Below are 19,760 nucleotides of genomic sequence, written 5' to 3'. Positions count from 1 at the left end.
AAATAATATTCATCAATGGCACGATTTAGATAACGAATTTGTTTTACCTGCTTGTGCATTTCCTCTCCCCAAGGCACAGTGTCTCTACATTGTGGCCACCACGTTGGCACCATATAACTGCCACAGCACATGGCTGCCACAGCACATCAATCAACACTATGGAGAGGAAAATTATGTGTTCAATCTTTGGAGCGCTCGACATTAAAACCGATCCGCAACAATTACGTGACGTTGCGCTCAAAATGTCAAAAACCATGCGCCATCGAGGGCCTGACTGGTCGGGGATCTATTCATCAGATAAAGCTATTTTGGTCCATGAGCGCCTTGCGATTGTCGATCTTAACAGTGGTGCGCAGCCACTTTATAACCCACAACAAACCCAAGCGTTGGCAGTGAACGGTGAGATCTACAATCACAAAGAGCTTCGTGCCGAATTCGCGGCGGATTATCCGTTCCAAACAGAATCAGATTGCGAAATTATTTTGGCGTTATACCAAGAAAAAGGCGCTGAGCTGCTGGATTACTTAAACGGCATTTTTGCCTTTATTTTGTACGATGAAGAGCAAGATGCCTACTTGATTGGCCGCGATCATATTGGCATTATTCCGCTGTATCACGGCCATGATGAGCACGGTAACTATTATGTAGCGTCAGAAATGAAAGCACTGACACCGGTATGTAAAACCATCAGCGAATTCCCTCCTGGTCACTTTTTATGGAGTAAACAGGGCGAGCCTGTCCGCTACTACAAGCGCGATTGGATGGACTATGATGCCGTCAAAGACAACCGCACCGATAAAGCCGCGCTCAAAGAGGCGTTAGAAAGTGCCGTACACCGTCAGCTCATGACCGATGTGCCGTATGGCGTATTACTCTCTGGCGGGCTCGATTCTTCCGTGATCTCTGCGATCACCAAACAGTTTGCGGCGAACCGCGTTGAAGATGATGACCAAAGCCAGGCTTGGTGGCCGCGTTTACACTCATTTGCGATTGGTCTTGAGGGCGCGCCTGACTTAAAAGCAGCCAAAGAGGTTGCCGATCATCTAGGGACTGTTCATCACGAATTCACTTACAGCATTCAAGAAGGGCTAGACGCCATTCGCGATGTGATTTATCACATTGAAACCTATGATGTGACGACTATTCGCGCCTCTACACCTATGTATCTGATGTCACGAAAAATTCGCGCGATGGGGATCAAAATGGTGCTCTCCGGTGAAGGCGCCGATGAAGTCTTTGGCGGATATCTGTATTTCCACAAAGCGCCCAACGCACAAGAATTCCACGAGGAAACCGTGCGTAAACTGCTCGCGCTAAACATGTTCGATTGTGCCCGCGCCAACAAATCGATGGCCGCCTGGGGAGTGGAAGCCCGTGTGCCTTTCCTCGATAAAGCATTTTTGGAAGTAGCGATGCAAATCAAACCGGACGATAAAATGTGCGGTAACGGTAAAATGGAAAAACACATCATTCGTGAGTGTTTTGGCGATTTACTGCCCGAATCAGTGGCATGGCGACAAAAGGAGCAGTTTAGCGATGGGGTTGGCTATGGCTGGATTGATACCTTAAAAACCATTGCCGACGAAAAGGTCAGCGACCAGCAGTTAGCCACCGCTGAATTTCGCTTTCCATACAACACGCCGACCACCAAAGAAGCGTATATGTATCGTGAGATCTTCGCAGAGCTTTTCCCGCTCGACGATGCGGCGAAATGCGTTCCAGGCGGCCCATCCATTGCTTGCTCAAGTGCCAAAGCCATTGAGTGGGATGAATCTTTCAAAAACCAAGCCGATCCCTCTGGCCGCGCCGTACGCACTGTCCATGAAAAGGCGTATCAATAACAACGTCCGTATCCTCGCAATAAAAAACCGCCAAATTGGCGGTTTTTTTATTCGTATTCAAAGCCTCTCGCCTTAGCGTTCCCAGTAGGCTTCTTCCAGGCTATCTTCACGTTCTGGCAACCCGCGAGAAAGACGTGGTGAGTGCTGCGCCAATACCTCATAGCTCACACGGTTGGCGTATTTACACACCTGAGAGAAAGACGAGTAGGTCAAAAATGGATACTGGTGTTTACGCGAGTTAGGCACATTGTCACGGTGGTAACGGTTGGCTGACATATCATGCAGCAACGCAGAGAGGGCACCGTCACCCGCACCATTGGTATTTTTAATCCGTTCCGGTCCCCCCATATAAGGGGCAATATGCGAATACACTTTTATTGGATTTTCGCAATCGGCTTTGATCATTGGACGGCTGAACTCATACATATTGAACTCAGGAATCGCACCAGGTAGCAGCGGTAGCGACGTTTCACGTTTGGCTTTGTCTTCACTGTAGCCGGCCATGTATAGGCCAATCGGGCCTGCGGTGCAAAGCACCATGTCCACCCATTGTAGCGTCGCGTCAGCCGCCAACAGCGGATCACTTTCTCCGGTCAACGCCTCGCCTTCATCTTCGTTCATGGCAACCACACTGACGTGTTCAGCGAGAAAATCGCGCCACCACTGTGGGTTTTGTTCAATCACATATTTGGTGCCCAATGTCATGACTACCGGCACGTTATGCTTTTTGGCATATTTGATCGCACGCATGGTCGCATCTGGCATCGGATCGCCTTCTTTACAACGGACCAAGTACGCAGTCAGTACCAACGCCGAGGCGTTTTCAAAGATATGCTCAGGAATCGAATCAGGATGGAGTTGGTTCATCAAGCCTTCGTTGATGGCAAACGTACGCTCACCGCAATCGCCAATCAGCGCATAGCAACGACCAATCGGGCCTTGAACCGGTTGCAGGTAGTTCAGATCCATCCGGCTGGAGGTGTTACACAAATACCGATAAGAATAACTACCAATACGAATATCCTGGCTCATTACCCCTAGCAAGATCGACTGATCGTCAGCCAATGCGGAATAATTGTGTAAGGTATTGCCAATGGTGCCGCCGGCAAACTCATGCGTCACTAAGTTGTTATCTTTTAGCTCTTGATACAAGGCTTCGGCACGCTCATCATCAATCACCAATGAGTGGCCCTTGCTTAAACCATAACGTTCCAGAAACTCATCACCTACTTTCGCTTCTATATCGACCAAGGTTTGATCAATGCCGATGACATGAGGGCGCTTAAAGCCGCGGTCCGTGGCAGGATTGAGCAAAGGATCCCGGGCATGAACCGGAAAGTAGTGTTTAGACTTACGTTGTCCTGGAAATTTCATGGTTCGTGTAACTTGGCTAATGGAAGGAAGGCGCGAATTCTATCACAGAATTTGCGCCTGCGTAGCGTCTGGCCTACGAATTTTCTCGCCTACCAGCCTTGCGTATGGTCTGCCACCAGCGCGGCAAGTAAATCAATGTGGGCCTTGTCATCGTTTAAGCATGGAATAAAACGAAAGGCTTCGCCACCGGCTTCTAAGAAGATATCACGACACTCTCCGGCGATTTCTTCTAAGGTTTCCAAGCAGTCAGATGAGAACGCGGGAGTCATGATATCTAACGTTTTGACCCCCTGGGCTGGCAACCCTTCCAAGGTTTTGTCGGTGTAAGGCTTCAGCCACTCTTCACGGCCAAACCGTGATTGATAACTCATCATAATGGCATCATCTGGCAAACCTAATTCGGCTTGGAGCAACGCGGTAGTCTGTTGGCAATGCTGCGGGTACGGATCGCCATTATCGGCAAAACGCTGCGGGATCCCATGATACGAACATAACAAGCGATCCCCTTTTCCATGCTGCTCCCAGTGGCGTTTCACCGACGCCGCCAACGCGGATTGATAAGCAGGGTGATCGTGATAATGATGCACATAGCGCAATTCGGGAATACGTGGTCGCCCTTTGAGTGATTTGGCTACCTTATCAAAGACCGCCGCCGTGGTGGTGGCCGAGTATTGTGGGTAAAGCGGTACGATTAGAACCTTTTCACAGCCTTGTTGCTCCAGCGTCTCAATGCCCTGGATGATTGACGGTGTCCCATACGTCATACCCAGAGCAACTGGCATATCTACTTGTTTTGCTAACGCATCACGCTGACGTTTGGCATACACCATTAACGGTGAGCCTTCCTCCATCCATACACTTTGATACAGTTTGGCGACCTTGGGTGACCGTACCGGCAAAATCACGCCGTGCAATAATGGGCACCATAACCAGCGGGTTAAATCGACCACTCGGTGATCATGCAAAAACTCAGAGAGAAAGCGCTTTACAGCGGCGGGCGTCGGTTCATCTGGCGTCCCCAAGTTGACCAATAGCACGCCAACTTGGTGTTTATTTTCTGTCATGATGGTTGTCCTTGGCATCGGCTCAGTCAAAGAGCGAATAATAGTAATAAGTGAAATGCAGCTTGCCATAAAAAAACCGGAGCGACTAATCGTCTGCTCCGGTTTCTGCTATCCGTCATACCGATGACGTCATAGGGTTACACCGCATCGGGCGTGGCGCTGATTAGCCGAGTACTTTTTGAATCTCGGTGCTGACCTGCTCTACCGCTTGGGTGCCGTCAAAAGTGACAAACTGGGTATTGCCGGCATCGGCTTCTTTTTTATAGTACGCAATCAGTGGTGCCGTTTGATTGTGATACACGTTTAGACGCGCACGCACTGTCTCTTCTTTATCATCATCACGCACCACCAGCGGCTCGCCCGTCACGTCGTCTTTCCCTTCCTCTTTCGGTGGGTTGTAAACCAGGTGATAGGTGCGACCAGAGGCCAGATGAGCACGGCGACCACTCATACGCTCTACGATAACGTCGTCCGGAACGTCGAATTCGAGTACGTAATCAATCGCGATACCGATCTCTTTAAGGCCATCCGCTTGCGGAATCGTACGTGGGAACCCATCTAGCAAGAAGCCGTTGGCACAATCATCTTGCGAGATACGCTCTTTAACTAGGCCAAGAATAATGTCGTCAGACACCAATTCGCCCGCATCAATAACTGCTTTGGCTTTTAAACCAAGCTCAGTGCCCGCTTTAATCGCGGCGCGCAACATGTCACCGGTAGAAATTTGCGGAATCCCGTATTTTTCCATGATGAACTGCGCTTGCGTCCCTTTACCCGCGCCCGGTGCACCCAAAAGAATGATGCGCATAGTGATCCCCTTTATGATTATTTAGGTTTCGTTAAACTGCGTCTATCGCCGCAAAGACCCGAAACATACACGCTTAGCCAAACGCTATCAAGCCCGGCATCCGGCCGGGCTTGTCGTTCGTCACTGAGTATGTTGATTGACTCGACCTGTGTCGATTATACCTTGGTCAGAAGTTGATTGACCGACGCCAAGAACTCTGACGGATCATCCATGCTGCCCTTCTCTGCCAACATCGCTTGGCCGAGCAACATTTCTACCCAAGTACCAAATTTTTGCTCGTCGCTTTCATCCGCCATGCGCTTGATGAGATCATGCTCTGGGTTTAGCTCAAAAATGTATTTCACATCAGGCGCTTGCTGGCCAGCGGCTTCTAGCAACTTCGCCATTTGTGTGCCCATTTCAAACTGATCAGTCACAACCACAGCTGGGGTGTCTGAAAGCTTAAACGTGGTGCGCACATCTTTCACCCGCTCACCAAGGTGAGATTTCACCCGCTCAACCACAGATTCAAACGCTTTTTCGGTTTCTTCGCGCTCCGCTTTTGCCTCTTCATCGTCGAATTGGCTGAGGTCGAGATCCGCTTTGGTGATCGCTTGGAACGATTTACCATCGAACTCGGTCAGGTAGCTCATCAGCCATTCATCGATGCGATCGTACATCAAGATCACTTCAATGCCTTTGGCTTTAAACTGCTCCAAGTGTGGGCTGTGTTTCGCGGCGTTATAGCTATCTGCCGTGATGTAGTAGATCTTGTCTTGCTCTTCTTTCATGCGCGACACATAGTCGGCCAACGACACGGTTTGCTCAGCGCTGTCTTCGTGGGTTGAAGCAAAACGCAGCAAGCCAGCAATTTTTTCTTTATTGCTGAAATCTTCCGCTGGACCTTCTTTCATCACCAAGCCAAACTCACGCCAAAATGTTTGATACTTGTCGGCATCATTTTTGGCCAGTTTTTCTAGCATCGACAGAACACGCTTGGTGCACGCCCCCCGCAGCGATTGGGTGATCTTGTTATCTTGTAAGATCTCGCGCGATACGTTGAGCGGCAAATCGTTAGAATCAATCAAACCACGCACAAAGCGCAAGTAGCTTGGCATAAATTGTGACGCATCATCCATGATGAACACGCGCTGTACATAGAGTTTCAGTCCATGTTTGTGCTCGCGGTTGTAAAGATCCCACGGCGCCTTAGAGGGGATATACAACAAGCTGGTGTAATCATTTTTACCTTCAACCCGGTTATGGCTCCAGGTTAGCGGCTCTGCAAAATCATGCGAAACATGCTTATAGAATTCTTTATATTCCTCAGCAGAGATATCGGACTTGGCACGGGTCCATAGCGCTTGCGCTTTGTTCACTTGCTCCCATTTGCCTTCGCCAGTCTCGTTCCCTTCCTCGTCTTTCTCTTGTGTCCACATTTCAACCGGAATACCGATGTGATCCGAATATTTACCGATCACTTCACGCAGGCGCCAGTCGTTAAGGAACTCTTTATCATCGTCTTTGAGGTACAGCGTAATGTCGGTGCCACGTTCCGCTTTACTAACAGGCTCAAGTGTATATTCACCTTCACCGGTTGATTCCCATTGCACCGCTTCGTCAGCCCCTAGCCCTGCAGCACGGGTACGTACCGTCACTTTATCCGCGACAATAAAGGCGGAGTAAAAACCGACACCAAACTGGCCAATCAAGTTGGAATCTTTGCTTTGATCTTCGTTCAGTTGTTTTAAAAACTCTTCGGTGCCTGATTTGGCGATGGTGCCGAGATTGGCAATAACATCGTCACGGCTCATGCCGATGCCATTGTCAGACACGGTGAGTGTGCCGGCTTCGCTATCAAAAGACAGACGAACGCGCAGATCACCGTCGTTTTCATACAGCTCAGGCGCTGATAGCGCTTTAAAGCGCAGCTTATCCGCGGCGTCCGACGCGTTTGAGACCAGCTCTCGAAGAAAGATCTCTTTGTTTGAGTAGAGAGAGTGGATCATCAACTGCAGCAATTTGGAGGTATCTGAACCAAACTGGTGTTTTTCTGGGGTTTTCACGCTCATGTCAATCTACCTAACACTATGATGTTTAAAGGCTGAGTGGGTAATCGACCCACGTCACGAAGAATTCATATTCAGTACCCCAGGATATAAGGGCCACATCAGCCGCTTTCAAGGTGTGATTGGTCAAATAAGCATCAGTTGAGAAAAAGAAAGCCTAACCGGGCGGTTAGGCTTGATAAGCGGTTAGCGATATTGACGCCGTTAGCGATATTTAAGCTGTTGACGGCCAATAATGGAGTGCGACAGCGTGGTGCCATCCACCAATTCAAGCTCACCCCCCATGGGAACACCGTGGGCGATACGGCTCGCGCCCACTTGGTGTTCTTGGCAAAGCTCAGCGATGTACTGCGCCGTGGCTTCTCCTTCTACCGTGGGATTGGTCGCCAGAATCAGCTCTTCAATCGGTTCACTTTGCAAGCGCTTTTCCAAAACGTCTAACCCGATATCTGCCGGCCCAATCCCATCTAATGGCGACAAGTGCCCCATTAAGACAAAATAGCGCCCGGCATATTGGCCGGTCGCTTCAACGGCGGCAATATCGGCCGGGCTTTCAACCACACAAATCAGTCCGGTTGCTTGTCGTTTCGGGTTATCACAAATGGCACACACGTCTTGCTCTGTAAATGTCCGGCACTGGCTGCAGTGGCCAATGTCGGTCATTGCCGTGCTCAGTGACTGCGCCAGGGCAAGCCCCCCTTGGCGATTACGTTGCAAAAGGTGATACGCCATTCGCTGCGCCGACTTGGGACCCACCCCAGGTAAACAACGCAGCGAGTCCATCAGCTGTTCAAGTAACTGGCTGGTGCGCATAGATTAAAACGGCATTTTCATGCCCGGTGGTAACTGCATACCGCCTGTCACGTCTGCCATTTTTTCTTTCTGTTGCTCTTCAACACGACGGGCAGCATCGTTGAATGCGGCTGCAATCAAGTCTTCCAGCATGTCTTTGTCATCTTCCATCAAGCTATCATCGATGTCGACACGACGGATGCTATGGCTGCCTGTCATGATGACTTTCACCATGCCTGCGCCCGCTTCGCCTGTCACTTCCATACTGGCAATTTCTTCTTGTACTTTTTGCATGCGCTCTTGCATCTGCTGCGCCTGCTTCATCATGTTGCCCATTCCGCCTTTACCAAACATAATTCTCTCTCTTGGTTAGGTGTCTCAAATTGGTCGAATGCTGTCTTCTTCTAACTCCGCCGCAAAACGTTGAAGCATAAAAGTGACATTCGGATCATTATGCAGGCTGTGTGTCGCCTGCGCTAATTTTTGTTGATAGAGATGCTCGCGCCGCTCTAACGGTGTGATTCCCGACGTGCCGAGCTGTACCTCTAAGGTTATGGGGGCGCCCAAGGCCGTCGTCAAGGCCTGCGTTAATTGTTGCTGCGCTTTTTCGGTATTCAGATGTGATTGATCAGGCCTTAATGTCAGCCGAACCTGGTCGCCTTCACGGACCATAGCGGCATTGAGCGCCATTTGTTTCACCAACCGCTCGACCTCAAGGCTATCGGCCAACGCACACCAAGGATCTTGTTGGTTAGTCTCCTGCACCAACTTGTCGCGCATTGCTGGCGTTTTCTCATGCTCAAGCGCTTGTTTGAGCGCCTTTGGCGTCAACGACGACGCGGTGGCTGGCGCCTTGGCTTGGGGCTGAGAAGGACGCCATTGATAAGGCTCCGTCGCCGCCAATGATGTGTCGCGTTGCCGTGCGGGCACCGGCTCAGATGGCGTTGCAGTGGAGGTCGCGACTGAGTTGGCGTCAGACACAGGCGATGTCGATTCTGCAGCGGTCGCAACGCGATCCAACACAGATAATGCATCACTCTTGGCCGGTGTCTGTCTCGCCTTTTTTGCGCCAGACTCTGTCTGACTGGTTTGTCGCTTCATCCTGCTACGCAGCTGGTTGCGGGCTTGAATCAAACTCGATGCCGCAGACGCGGGCGCCTCACTGGCTGGCACGTCTGATGCGTCCGTTGCTGGCGTCGTATCCTTAGCTGGAGCCGCGTCCGTTGCTGGCGTCGCGTCTGTCGCGGGAGCCGATGCAGGCGATATCGGTGTGCTGTCATCGTGATCAGCCGCCGACGAAGCGTGATCAGGCACAGATGCGAGCGGATCGGCCGGCCTGGTGTCAGGCGCAGAGGGTGTCGCCGAGATAGATGATTCGGATGAGGTAGGCCCACGGCGATCCGACGCGGCAACTTGCGCTTTTAATGCGCTAATTGCTTGTGTCGGATCAGGGTTTTCGCTCGCCGCTTTGGGCTGTGCGCCTGACGCCATACTTGAGGCGCTTGGCTGCGACGTTGGGGCGTGTTCGGGCACGGCAATAGCCACCGGCTCATAAGGGACCGTTTTAACCGGCTGGAACGCCAACATCCGCAGCAATACCATCTCTAGTCCCGCACGTCCATCGGGGGCATAAGGTAAATCTTGTCGACCCTGCAGCGCTATTTGGTAACATAGCTGCACATCTTGCGGCGTTAAGCGCGACGCTAAAGCCTGTATGCGCGCGTGATCACCCTCTGCATCATCGCGAGTTTGTGGCAGTGTTTGCGCCAACGCAATTTGATGAAGCTGGCCTGCGAGCTCTTTAAGCAACCCATCCCATTCGACGCCAATTTGTGCAATCTGCGCCAGCCCATTCATCAGCTCAACCGCATCTTGATTGACTAATGCTTCCAGTAACAACAACGCATTGTCACTGCTTAAGGTCCCTAGCATTTCTGCGACTGCGCGGGTGCTAATCTGACCGTTACCGAGCGCAAGCGCTTGATCGGTTAAGCTCAGCGCATCGCGCATACTGCCTTCTGCCGCACGTGACAATAGCATCAGCGCGCGCGCGTCAGCTTCGACGCCCTCTTGGCCAAGAATGTAATCGAGCTGGGTTTGGATCTGACTGGCGTCAAAATGTTTTAAATGAAACTGCAAGCAGCGCGACAAAATGGTCACCGGCAACTTTTGCGGATCCGTGGTCGCCAGCAAAAATTTCACATACTCGGGTGGCTCTTCCAGCGTTTTAAGCAAGGCATTAAAACTATGCCGCGACAGCATGTGGACCTCATCAATCAGGTACACCTTATACCGTCCGCGTGCGGGTTTATACTGGACGTTATCAAGCAGCTCGCGCGTATCTTCTACCTTGGTGCGTGACGCCGCATCAATTTCCAACAAATCAACGTAACGCCCTTCATCAATTTCACGGCAGGTGGCGCATTGGCCACACGGTGAGGACGACACACCCTGCTCGCAATTTAACCCTTTGGCAAAAATACGTGCGATGGTGGTTTTACCCACCCCCCGTGTTCCACTGAACAGGTAAGCATGGTGCAGGCGGTCATGATCGAGCGCATTGGCGAGCGCCGTCAGCACATGGCTCTGCCCCGCCACCGCGTCAAAGTTATGGGGGCGCCATTTGCGTGCAAGAACTTGATAACTCATGTCAATTGGCTTCCTAGTGGCTGATAAATGACCCAAGGCCCAGCGTCGTGTTCACCATTAATGGCCGGCAAACTCGCACAAACTGTACACACTAACGCCAAGCGCCGTCAGTTTTTCCTCACCGCCAATATCCGGTAAGCTAATCACAAAACCGGCGTGTTCCACGGTGCCGCCCAACCGACGCACTAATTTGACCGTGGCTTCAATGGTGCCACCGGTGGCGAGCAAGTCATCGATCACCAGCACTTTATCACCGTCATCAATGGCATCACTGTGGATCTCAAGCGTATCTTCACCGTATTCGAGCTGGTAATTTTCGCTGATCACCGCCCGTGGCAATTTGCCTGGCTTGCGCACCGGCACAAATGGCAATGCCAGCGCTAAGGCCAAGGGCGCGCCAAATAAAAAGCCGCGTGATTCGGTGCCAATCACCTTGGTAAAGCCTTGACCCCGATACTTTGCTACCAGGGCATCAATGGTGGCCTGGTAGGCGGTCGGGTCTTCCATCAAGCTGGTGACATCACGAAATAAGATGCCTGGCTTAGGGTAATCAGGAATGGTTTGAATGCTTTGTTTAATCACATCCAAGTTGTCGTTGCTCATGGCCAATTCTCATCGGTAAAAAACGCAAACCGCCATGTTATGAATTTTCGGCCGTACCAGCAACAGATTCCGTCTCAGGCAGGCGGAGAAACCAGCATAAGAGCACAATCAGACAAAGCAGTAGCATGCCTTTTAACCAGAGCGCTGGCACCATGTATATTGAGAATGAGAAACTGACCACGATCATCACCGTTGCCCGCTTTTTGACCCGCCGGCTGATGGCGCGTTGTTGGTACCAGTCAGTCAATATTGGCCCGAACGTTGGATGGGCATGAAGCCAATTGGCGATCCGGGGAGAGCCGCGCATAAAACAGCCGCTTGCGAGCAACAAAAACGGGGTTGTTGGTAACACAGGCAAAAACGCCCCGGCGGCACCGAGTGCGACCCAAAACCAACCCAAACCGTTCCACGCCCAACGCCAAGCGACGGATGGAGCTGGCGGCGCGGCTGTTGTTTGTCGCGCTTTTGACTGTGGCGCTTTTGCCTGTGGCGCGTTTGACTGCACCGCTTTTGACTGCACCGCTTTTGACTGCATAGCCAACTTGCCCTTATTGCTGCACGGTCACCAGGGTGACCCTCTTACCCCAGTGTAGTGATCCAGCCGCAATGGGTACAGGGCGAGCTGAGGAAAAATGAGGCGGTAATGAATGAGGCGGTGATTAACCGCCAAATACAATCCCGAGCCAAGTGAGGCTTGCGGGTAAGGTGGGGATCAGTAAGACCAACAAAAAGCCGATAAAATACTTTAGGTTATAAGGTTCTTTAAATTCGTGACTCATAGGTTACAACGCTCACAACAACATAACATCAGTAGGCAGCTACTATAGCCTAGCTTGCCCCCGCTAAAAACGGACGTTTTGTAAGGTTTTAATCCGATTATTGATTTACATCAGGGTAACAACTGGGTGCATTGGGTCATGATAAACGTCATTTAGCCAATCAAGCGAACTGACCATGGATACAAATACTCTTGCGCAGCTGCGGCGTAAGCTCACTCGTGAGCGTGCCGAGCTGATCGCCACCTTAACCACGCGTTTGCGTGAAGACTGGGACAAGCATTGCGACACCCTGACTGTCACAGAGCTGATCAAAGAAAGCCAAGGCCTGCCTGGCGCAATTCGTTGCCTCGGTGAACGTCTGGAAAAAGTCGATGCGGCTTTGTGTGCCATGGATTTGGAAATTTACGGATTGTGTGCCGATTGTGAGAGTGACATTCCACTCGATGATTTAATCAAGGATGCCGCGGAGCAGCGCTGTCCGCAGTGCCGCGCATCAAACTATTATCACCACGATCCGGCCACTCGCCGCGCGACAACGAGCCCCCGTAAATCGGTGTGAGCCCAAGGTCGACTTTCGCTTGTCTCACCGTGGCTTAAACGGAACGCGCCCAGCATCAGCTGGGCGCGTTTTTTTATTGACCGTGTAAAGCTGTCAAGTGGGTGATACTGACTACCACGCCTCCCTCGAACACGCGCTTAATCTTGATCAATGATCCAACGACGGAAGGTTTTACGCTCTTGGTCGCTGGCTTTGGTGTACCAAAGCTTAAGCTGCGACAAGGCATCGCCTTTAATGGAGGCTTGTCCTTGGTCGTCGACCTCGACTAACACGTCGTTAAGGTTTTTGCTTGCACCTTGGTCGATAATAATACCGTTTTCGCGGTTGTACTCGGCCACCAGCGCTTCCATATCCGCATAGGCGCCAAACCCACCACCTTTAAGCTCGACGGCCTCTAACGGCATTACCTCGCCATTATCAAACTCGGCTTGCCATTGTGGGTTATCATCAAAATAGCTGGTCGCCTGGGTTTTCACCCTTAGATTGGCATCAATGTTAATGGTGGCATCGCGGCCATCAACGTTAAGCTCAAACAAATACGGACGCGAGGTAAAAATCACCGCTTTACTGCCGCGTTGCACTTCGCCATCAAAGCGCATCACCAACTGGTGTTTTCCCTCGCTGAGCGCAATACTTTGCTGTGGTGCCCAGTTTTCAAAGGTCACCTCTTTACCATCCGCGACCAAGAACTCAATATTACGTGCTGATGTAATGGTCGCTGCCTGCGTAGCGCCTGCCGCGAATAAAACAGCGAGTGCGCTGAACCAAGTGACTTTTTTCACGCTTTACCCCCAAATAACTAATAAAAAAGCCGCCCTAAGGCGGCTTTTGTAACCAGTGCTACATGTAGCAATAATGGTTTAAGCTCAATTAGAACTTAACTTCCATACCTGCTAGGTATGCAGTGTCGAAGTCTAAGTCTTTACCGTCAAAGCCTTCACCGTCAGCTACCGCCAGCTCAACATAACCGATTACGTTGCTGTGGAAGCTGTGCGTCGCGTTCACGTATAGCGTATCTTGGTCGGCTTTGTTTGATTCGGTATTTCTATCCGCTTCGTAGCGGTTATAACCGATCGCAAACACGTTTTTACCCATGGTGTAGTCAGCCGCAAGGCCAATGGTATCTACATTAACTTCTGTAGAACCCACTGATTCTTTATACTCTACTTGGCCGTATGAAGCGGCAAAGCTAAAGGCGTCCATGACATAATCAGCTTCGATATTGAAACCGTTAATATCAACGTCTTTCGCGTCAAATGTGTTTAAATAATCTGCGTCTTTTGCAACATCGATATTTTGACCATCGTACGCATAGATACGTGCATCAAGATCGCCGGCACGATAACCAATACGGCCATCGATGATTTGATCCGCTTCACCAAAACCATCATCTTGGGCATCGTCATCGTTGTCTTCACCGTTAGACTCCAGCAGTGCAGAGATACCTGCGTAGAAAGTGCCGTTGTCGTAAACATACTTAGCAACTTGGTCACCTTGTGCCGCAACGAAATCAATTGACTGACCACCGAACTCATAGTCTTTACCATTGCCAGCATCGTCCGCGATCAGGTATTGACGACCGAAAGTCACCGTACCGAAATCACCGCCGAAACCAACGAAGAGCTCGTCGCTGGTTACAGCCTGGTCTTCAAACTTATACGCGAAGCCACCCAGTGCGTTCACTTTGTCAGAAATAGCAATAGTGGTGTTAACAGCGATATCACCGTCGTCAAGCTTCCACTGGCCTTCAGAGTTTTCAGCTAGGCCGCTGATGTACTGAACTTCAGCCGCACCAGAAACGTCGACTTTAACGCCTTCTGCGTCATACAGGTTAATGCTTGCTGATGCTGAGCCAGCAGCCAGCAGAGCGGGTACTGCCATTGCTAGAATAGTCTTTTTCATGGTTAATCCACTGCCTTTTCTATTTAGTCATTATGATGAGTTCCTTTATGGAACTCTGTTTTATGGTGACTGTCACTCTGTTACGTGCAGCAAACGCTGCAAAGCACAAAATGCCAGTTCACTGAAACTTCGTGGCTAATCGTGCAGAACATTTGAGGTTCTGTCAACTGGCTGGAAGCGCATTACATTTTAGAATAAATACCCAACAAAACAGTGATTTAACAAACATAAACGAACAAGGATCACAGTTTGACCTTTATTTACACATCGAGATCGTGAAAGTTAACAACAAAGTAATTCAGCATAAAAAACCAAATATTTAATTTTTAAGGCAACTTACTGGCATAAAAAACTGATCAATGGCTTAAATCAGGCGTTTTGTTAATCAAACGGCAGATCAGCAAGATAGCAGCGAATGGTTCAAATTAAATTCGTGACCAAGTTCTCATATCTATAAGGATATCTTGCAGTTCGCGATCGTTTTCACGTTTTTGCCCCGTGTTATACTGAGCGCTAACCTTTGTAACTCGGACCTGTTGATGCTCAGCCCTGCCGTAAAATCAGACATTCGCGCGTGCTACCAAACGCTACAAGACCAACTTCCCCACTTTATTCCGCGCAAAGCTCAAAACTATTTAGTGGCAGAGCTGGCCAAAACCTTGGCGGGTGATTATGACCCCAAGCGTCGGCTGCTGGTGGCCGAGGCCGGCACCGGGGTGGGCAAATCAATGGCGTATTTGATGGGCGCGATTCCGTTTGCGCTTAACAACAATAAAAAAGTGGTGGTGTCGACCGCAACCGTGGCGTTGCAAGAGCAGCTCGCCGATAAAGATATCCCGTTTTTTCATCGTATCTGCCCCAAACCGTTTGATTTTATCTTGGCCAAGGGGCGGCAACGTTATTGCTGTGCACACAAGCTGAGTGCAGTGGCAGATACCGAGAGCATCCAAGGGGCGCTATTTGCTCAAAAACCCAAGCGCAGCGAGCAATTATTGCTGAATGATCTTTACGTTGCCCTGAGTCGAGGAAAATGGGATGGCGACCGCGACAGCTGGCCCAAACCGATTGCCGATCACCTATGGCAAGCGATCGCCTCTGACAAACACACCTGCCATGCTGGCCTGCCCGCTCACCGTGGTTGCCCCTTTGCCAAAGCACGCGAGGCAATGGATAAAGCCGATGTGGTGGTGGTCAATCACAGCTTGCTGCTCGCCGATCTCGAACTCGGTGGCGGGGTGATCTTGCCCGAGCCAGAGCAGTGCCTGTATATGATTGACGAGGCGCACCACCTTCCCACGGTGGCGCGCGATTTTTCTGCCGCCAGTGCCAGTTTGCTTGGCGTGGTGGGCTGGTTAGAAAAGCTCAATCAAGCCGCCACTAAACTCGGGAACACTGCGGATATCAAACGTGCACACCGCTTTGTCGATAGCGTATTAGACGCCATTCAAACCCTGATCCCAGGGTTACGCGAGGCAAAAAACATGCTCAGTCAACTGTCGCTCAACGACGACGGTTGTTATCGCTTTGCCGATGGTGAACTGCCAGAGGCTCTCAATGCGCCCAGTGAGCAGCTAAAAACCGCGAGCAAAAAAGCCCATCAGGCATTGGGAAAGATCCATGATTTGATCAATGAACGTCTGAAAGAAAATGACATTTCGGCGAAACTGGCCGATCCGGCGCTTGCCGAAACCGCGTTTTTCCTGCAACGGTTAGAAAATTTGGAAAAAGTCTGGACCTTGATGGCCCAGCCCAATTCTGACAAAGGCGCACCGCTTGCCCGTTGGGTACAAGCCTGCCGTGAGCGCGAGGGCGATCTATGGGTGCATGTTTCTCCCTTAGAGGTCGGTTGGCGTCTGGATCAAATGCTCTGGTCACGCGCGGCGGGCGTTGGCCTGTTTTCTGCGACCTTGCGCGCCCTGAATCGCTTTAGCTATTTTTGCCGCCAAGTGGGGCTGAGTGAAAGCGATGGTTCGCGCTATTTAGCCTTGCCCTCGCCATTTGATTACGCCAATAAAGCGCGCTTGGTGATCCCAACCATGCCTTGTGAGCCGCAAGCCAGTGCCTTTACGGCGGCGCTGAGCGAGAAAATTCTTGAGCACTTAGAGGGCGAGCGAGCGTCCTTGGTATTGTTCGCCTCTTATTGGCAGATGAAACAAGTCACCCAAGCCATTGAGCAAACGGTCACACAACGCGGCTGGCAACTGCTCTGTCAGGGCACACAATCACGCACGGCGCTATTAAAGGCCCATCAGCAAGCAGTCAGTGCGGACAAAACCAGTATAATTTTTGGCACCGGCAGTTTTTCCGAGGGCTTAGATTTGCCCGGTAACTTATTGACTAATCTCATTATTACAAAAATTCCCTTTGCGGTCCCCACTTCTCCGGTGGAAGAAGCTCACGCGGAGTACATTGAACGCTGCGGTGGCAATCCGTTTTTACAAATCGCGGTCCCAGAAGCGAGTAAAAAGCTGGTGCAATCAGTCGGTCGTCTACTGCGCAAAGAGGAAGACTCTGGTAAGGTGGTGCTTCTTGACCGGCGCATTATCACCCGCAGATATGGCCAATCTTTACTCGACTCGCTGCCGCCATTCAAACGCGTGATCGAACCTTAAATTAACGAGTGACTATGCTTGAATTGATTGATCTTTCGACCTTAGTGATCCTAGGGCTGACTGCTTTTGTCGCCGGCTTTATCGATGCCGTCGCCGGCGGTGGCGGCATGCTGACTGTTCCCGCCTTATTATCACTGGGTTTGCCGCCCCATGTGGCGTTAGGTACCAATAAACTGGCCGCGACCTTTGCCTCTAGCACTGCCGCCTTCACCTATTATAAAAAACGTCTTTTTTCGCCTTTATTTTGGCAACACGCGTTTTGGGGCACCTTAATTGGCGCAACCGCGGGGACCTTACTGGTTGATGTGCTAAGCACTGAATGGTTAGAAAAAGCGATACCCGTGGTGGTGCTTGTGGCCGCGATTTACACCGTTTGGCATCCCCACCCGAAGGGAGATAACAACCAGCTCCCCGCACGCTGCCCCAAGCTACCTATCAAGCAGTGGAGCCAAGGCCTGTCGTTGGGCTTTTATGATGGCGTTGCCGGTCCGGGTACGGGCGCATTTTGGACGGTGTCTACCATGTCGCTCTATCGGATGAATATTTTGCTCTCTTCCGGATTGGCGAAAGCGATGAACTTCACCAGTAATATTACCTCATTGGTGGCGTTTGCGCTTTTGGGCCATGTGAACTGGGCACTCGGGCTGACCATGGGCGTATGCTTGATGCTGGGGGCATTTATTGGCGCCCACTCCGCGATTCGTTTTGGCAGTCAGTTTATTCGACCTATTTTTGTGACCGCGGTGGTGATTTTAGCCGGTAAACTGGCCGTTGATGCTTGGTTTTAATCGCCGTTATCGTCGCCGCTGTGCGTGACTGAGAGACCTATAATGAAAGCGCAAATCGATGCAATGTGCCAACACCTTGAGCAACTGGCTAATCAAGCCGCAGAGGTCGACCGACGCCGTGGCGAAGCCCGCGCGCCTTTATTCGCGACAACGCTTTTTCATTGCAAAGGCAAATTGCTCACACCCTGTGTGAACGAAGCCCAAGGATTGCTGACAGTAATGCAGCGCGATCACCAACAAGGGACGCTGACCGATGCACGTGCGACCCATATTTGCGACACCTTGTTATCGCAAATCACCGCGCTACAACGTGAACTGGCGACACAGCCTTTACGCAAGCAAGAGCAAGCCAAACGCGGGCAACGACGCCAGGCGATTGGTGAGCTTTATCAAGACTTAGCCAAGCACCAAGATTGGGAGCGTCGATTGGCCGATAAACTCCGAGACGCCAATGCCAGCGTCGAGATGGCATCGACCCCTGCGGTGCGTCAGCAGTACCAAAAACAAGTGCTTGCCTTAGAACAACGCCTGGCCCGCTGCACCAAAGCGCGAGAGCGTATCGAAACCACCATCAGTTATCGAGAAAAAAAGTCGTGACCCCGGCTCCGCCGATACCCAGATAAGATGCCCAAGCGACCAACAAGGAGAAATACGTGCTGCCATTGATTTACCATCCGGTGTACTCGGACTTTCCCCTTCCTGACGGCCACCGCTACCCGTTGCAAAAATACCGATTGTTGTTTGAGCGGTTACAACGCCTGGCATTACCAGTTGAATTTCATCAACCGATTCCGGCCACTCGAAAAGTGATTGATGCCGTTCATGATCCCGCGTATGTCAGTCAGTTGCTGGCAGGGGATCTCCCCTTAGTCAAAATGCGTCGGATTGGTTTTCCATGGAGCGAGGCACTGATCGCGCGCAGCTTAACCTCGCTCGGCGGCACCACACTAACGGTCGATCACGCTCTGGATTCAGGCCTTGCTATTCATCTCACCGGCGGCTATCACCATGCGCACTACGACTTTGGCAGCGGCTTTTGTTTATTTAATGATTTGATGATTGYCGCCCGCCATGCGCTCACCCAGCCAGGCATTGATAAGGTGATGATTGTCGATTGTGATGTACATCATGGCGATGGCACCGCCGCCTTGGCCGCCGGCCACCCCGATATTGTGACGTTTTCTGTCCATTGCGAGAAAAATTTTCCCTCACGCAAACCGCCCTCCGATTTGGACTTACCCCTGCCAACAGGCACAGGCGATCAGGACTATCTCAGCGCTTTTTTGCCCTTGTTAGATCTCGCCCTCGCACAATACCGCCCTGATATGGTGATTTATGATGCGGGGGTCGATGTCCACCAAGCCGATGCGCTTGGCTATTTGGCGTTATCGACCGAGGGCATTTATCAACGCGATAGCGGGGTACTCTCACGCTGTGCCAAGCATGATATTCCGGTCGCCGCGGTGATTGGTGGCGGATACCATGACTCGCACACCAGTTTGGTGCCGTTGCACGAACAACTCATTCAAGCGGCCCTTATTCATTTTGCTGATTTTGCATCCAGCCCGGAGGTATCATGACTGACCCGCACGCGTCGACACCAAGCGCCTTAGAAAACGCCCCTGATGACGTCAAACTCGCCGTCGATCTTATTTACTTGCTCGAAAACCATGCCATTGATCCAGATACCGCTTTATCTGCGATTGAGATGGTGAGACGCGACCTGCTGGCGAAAAAAAACTCACCTCCCTAATCAATTAGGCATGCGGCCGCTACTTTTTCTGACAAAAACGGTTGGCGTTTCCGAATGGCTTGCATGCTTACCACTCGATTTTGCTGATATTACGTGCTTTCGATCACATTTTGTTCAGTCTTGACAATGTGAATAACTAGTCATTATTTACGCTATATTATTTATCCAATTGAACCTGGACTGCTTTA

At 51.0% G+C, this 19,760-nt stretch carries 18 protein-coding genes; 7 read left to right on the top strand and 11 right to left on the bottom strand.

What is annotated here, in order from left to right:
* Positions 1-173: 173 nt before the first annotated feature.
* Positions 174-1,841, top strand: a complete 1,668-nt coding sequence (gene asnB / locus BZG77_RS07610) for an asparagine synthase B (RefSeq protein ID WP_077575876.1) — start codon at positions 174-176, stop codon at positions 1,839-1,841.
* Positions 1,842-1,913: 72 nt separating this feature from the next.
* Here the strand turns inward: asnB and BZG77_RS07605 are convergent, their stop codons facing one another.
* From BZG77_RS07605 to BZG77_RS07565, 9 genes are all read right to left on the bottom strand, one after another.
* Entirely contained in the window at positions 1,914-3,215 is a 1,302-nt protein-coding gene (locus tag BZG77_RS07605) for an inosine/guanosine kinase (RefSeq protein WP_077460153.1), read from the bottom strand.
* 89 nt (positions 3,216-3,304) lie between these two features.
* Positions 3,305-4,279: a ferrochelatase gene (gene hemH / locus BZG77_RS07600; RefSeq protein WP_021022479.1), complete on the bottom strand. Its 975-nt coding sequence runs from the start codon at positions 4,277-4,279 to the stop codon at positions 3,305-3,307.
* A gap of 163 nt (positions 4,280-4,442) precedes the next feature.
* Positions 4,443-5,087 carry an adenylate kinase gene (adk, locus tag BZG77_RS07595; protein WP_021022480.1) on the bottom strand — a complete coding sequence of 215 codons (645 nt, stop codon included), beginning with the start codon at positions 5,085-5,087 and terminating at the stop codon, positions 4,443-4,445.
* Between the two features lie 155 nt (positions 5,088-5,242).
* Positions 5,243-7,138, bottom strand: a complete 1,896-nt coding sequence (gene htpG, locus BZG77_RS07590; RefSeq protein WP_077646792.1) for a molecular chaperone HtpG — start codon at positions 7,136-7,138, stop codon at positions 5,243-5,245.
* A gap of 201 nt (positions 7,139-7,339) precedes the next feature.
* Entirely contained in the window at positions 7,340-7,948 is a 609-nt protein-coding gene (gene recR, locus BZG77_RS07585) for a recombination mediator RecR (protein WP_021022482.1), read from the bottom strand.
* A 3-nt stretch (positions 7,949-7,951) separates the two neighbouring features.
* Complete coding sequence (locus BZG77_RS07580) at positions 7,952-8,281, bottom strand: YbaB/EbfC family nucleoid-associated protein (RefSeq protein WP_077646791.1); 330 nt, start codon at positions 8,279-8,281, stop codon at positions 7,952-7,954.
* A gap of 24 nt (positions 8,282-8,305) precedes the next feature.
* A complete protein-coding gene (gene dnaX / locus BZG77_RS07575; protein WP_077646790.1) occupies positions 8,306-10,576 on the bottom strand; it encodes a DNA polymerase III subunit gamma/tau in 2,271 nt (756 codons plus the stop codon).
* Positions 10,577-10,633: 57 nt separating this feature from the next.
* On the bottom strand, positions 10,634-11,179 hold the full coding sequence (gene apt / locus BZG77_RS07570; RefSeq protein WP_077646789.1) for an adenine phosphoribosyltransferase: 546 nt from the start codon (positions 11,177-11,179) through the stop codon (positions 10,634-10,636).
* 37 nt (positions 11,180-11,216) lie between these two features.
* A complete protein-coding gene (locus BZG77_RS07565) occupies positions 11,217-11,714 on the bottom strand; it encodes a DUF454 family protein (protein ID WP_077646788.1) in 498 nt (165 codons plus the stop codon).
* A 419-nt stretch (positions 11,715-12,133) separates the two neighbouring features.
* On the opposite strand from BZG77_RS07565, the gene BZG77_RS07560 reads away from it, so the two are divergent.
* Positions 12,134-12,517 (top strand): hypothetical protein, encoded by a 384-nt coding sequence (locus BZG77_RS07560; RefSeq protein ID WP_077646787.1) that lies wholly within the window; start codon positions 12,134-12,136, stop codon positions 12,515-12,517.
* 137 nt (positions 12,518-12,654) lie between these two features.
* On the opposite strand, the gene BZG77_RS07555 is transcribed toward BZG77_RS07560, so the two are convergent.
* Together BZG77_RS07555 and BZG77_RS07550 are read right to left on the bottom strand one after the other, a co-directional pair.
* On the bottom strand, positions 12,655-13,299 hold the full coding sequence (locus BZG77_RS07555) for a YccT family protein (RefSeq protein WP_077646786.1): 645 nt from the start codon (positions 13,297-13,299) through the stop codon (positions 12,655-12,657).
* 88 nt (positions 13,300-13,387) lie between these two features.
* Complete coding sequence (locus tag BZG77_RS07550; protein WP_077646785.1) at positions 13,388-14,419, bottom strand: porin; 1,032 nt, start codon at positions 14,417-14,419, stop codon at positions 13,388-13,390.
* A gap of 539 nt (positions 14,420-14,958) precedes the next feature.
* On the opposite strand from BZG77_RS07550, the gene dinG reads away from it, so the two are divergent.
* The 5 genes from dinG to rsmS are packed head-to-tail and all read left to right on the top strand — an operon-like array spanning position 14,959 to position 19,572.
* Entirely contained in the window at positions 14,959-17,031 is a 2,073-nt protein-coding gene (dinG, locus tag BZG77_RS07545; protein WP_077646784.1) for an ATP-dependent DNA helicase DinG, read from the top strand.
* A 14-nt stretch (positions 17,032-17,045) separates the two neighbouring features.
* Positions 17,046-17,819 carry a sulfite exporter TauE/SafE family protein gene (locus BZG77_RS07540; protein WP_077646783.1) on the top strand — a complete coding sequence of 258 codons (774 nt, stop codon included), beginning with the start codon at positions 17,046-17,048 and terminating at the stop codon, positions 17,817-17,819.
* Positions 17,820-17,861: 42 nt separating this feature from the next.
* Entirely contained in the window at positions 17,862-18,416 is a 555-nt protein-coding gene (locus BZG77_RS07535) for a primosomal replication protein (RefSeq protein ID WP_241844122.1), read from the top strand.
* 56 nt (positions 18,417-18,472) lie between these two features.
* Positions 18,473-19,399 carry a histone deacetylase family protein gene (locus BZG77_RS07530; RefSeq protein ID WP_077646782.1) on the top strand — a complete coding sequence of 309 codons (927 nt, stop codon included), beginning with the start codon at positions 18,473-18,475 and terminating at the stop codon, positions 19,397-19,399.
* Entirely contained in the window at positions 19,396-19,572 is a 177-nt protein-coding gene (gene rsmS / locus BZG77_RS07525) for a pleiotropic regulatory protein RsmS (protein ID WP_021022495.1), read from the top strand. The genes BZG77_RS07530 and rsmS overlap by 4 nt, the downstream gene beginning before the upstream one ends.
* Positions 19,573-19,760 lie beyond the last annotated feature (188 nt).

The sequence above is a fragment of the Salinivibrio sp. IB643 genome (assembly GCF_001996105.1).
Lineage (GTDB): Bacteria > Pseudomonadota > Gammaproteobacteria > Enterobacterales > Vibrionaceae > Salinivibrio > Salinivibrio costicola.
The sequence above is the reverse complement of the archived record's forward strand: the minus strand, read 5'-3'. Positions and strand labels throughout refer to the sequence as shown.

Bases quoted from the DNA above. Each gene is read 5' to 3' on its own strand.
- BZG77_RS07560 (WP_077646787.1), top strand. From the start codon at position 12,134: ATGGATACAAATACTCTTGCGCAGCTGCGGCGTAAGCTCACTCGTGAG.
- hemH (WP_021022479.1), bottom strand. From the start codon at position 4,279: ATGACAGAAAATAAACACCAAGTTGGCGTGCTATTGGTCAACTTGGGG.
- htpG (WP_077646792.1), bottom strand. From the start codon at position 7,138: ATGAGCGTGAAAACCCCAGAAAAACACCAGTTTGGTTCAGATACCTCC.
- BZG77_RS07605 (WP_077460153.1), bottom strand. From the start codon at position 3,215: ATGAAATTTCCAGGACAACGTAAGTCTAAACACTACTTTCCGGTTCAT.
- BZG77_RS07540 (WP_077646783.1), top strand. From the start codon at position 17,046: ATGCTTGAATTGATTGATCTTTCGACCTTAGTGATCCTAGGGCTGACT.
- asnB (WP_077575876.1), top strand. From the start codon at position 174: ATGTGTTCAATCTTTGGAGCGCTCGACATTAAAACCGATCCGCAACAA.
- BZG77_RS07535 (WP_241844122.1), top strand. From the start codon at position 17,862: ATGAAAGCGCAAATCGATGCAATGTGCCAACACCTTGAGCAACTGGCT.
- BZG77_RS07580 (WP_077646791.1), bottom strand. From the start codon at position 8,281: ATGTTTGGTAAAGGCGGAATGGGCAACATGATGAAGCAGGCGCAGCAG.
- rsmS (WP_021022495.1), top strand. From the start codon at position 19,396: ATGACTGACCCGCACGCGTCGACACCAAGCGCCTTAGAAAACGCCCCT.
- recR (WP_021022482.1), bottom strand. From the start codon at position 7,948: ATGCGCACCAGCCAGTTACTTGAACAGCTGATGGACTCGCTGCGTTGT.
- adk (WP_021022480.1), bottom strand. From the start codon at position 5,087: ATGCGCATCATTCTTTTGGGTGCACCGGGCGCGGGTAAAGGGACGCAA.
- BZG77_RS07565 (WP_077646788.1), bottom strand. From the start codon at position 11,714: ATGCAGTCAAAAGCGGTGCAGTCAAAAGCGGTGCAGTCAAACGCGCCA.
- dinG (WP_077646784.1), top strand. From the start codon at position 14,959: ATGCTCAGCCCTGCCGTAAAATCAGACATTCGCGCGTGCTACCAAACG.
- BZG77_RS07550 (WP_077646785.1), bottom strand. From the start codon at position 14,419: ATGAAAAAGACTATTCTAGCAATGGCAGTACCCGCTCTGCTGGCTGCT.
- apt (WP_077646789.1), bottom strand. From the start codon at position 11,179: ATGAGCAACGACAACTTGGATGTGATTAAACAAAGCATTCAAACCATT.
- dnaX (WP_077646790.1), bottom strand. From the start codon at position 10,576: ATGAGTTATCAAGTTCTTGCACGCAAATGGCGCCCCCATAACTTTGAC.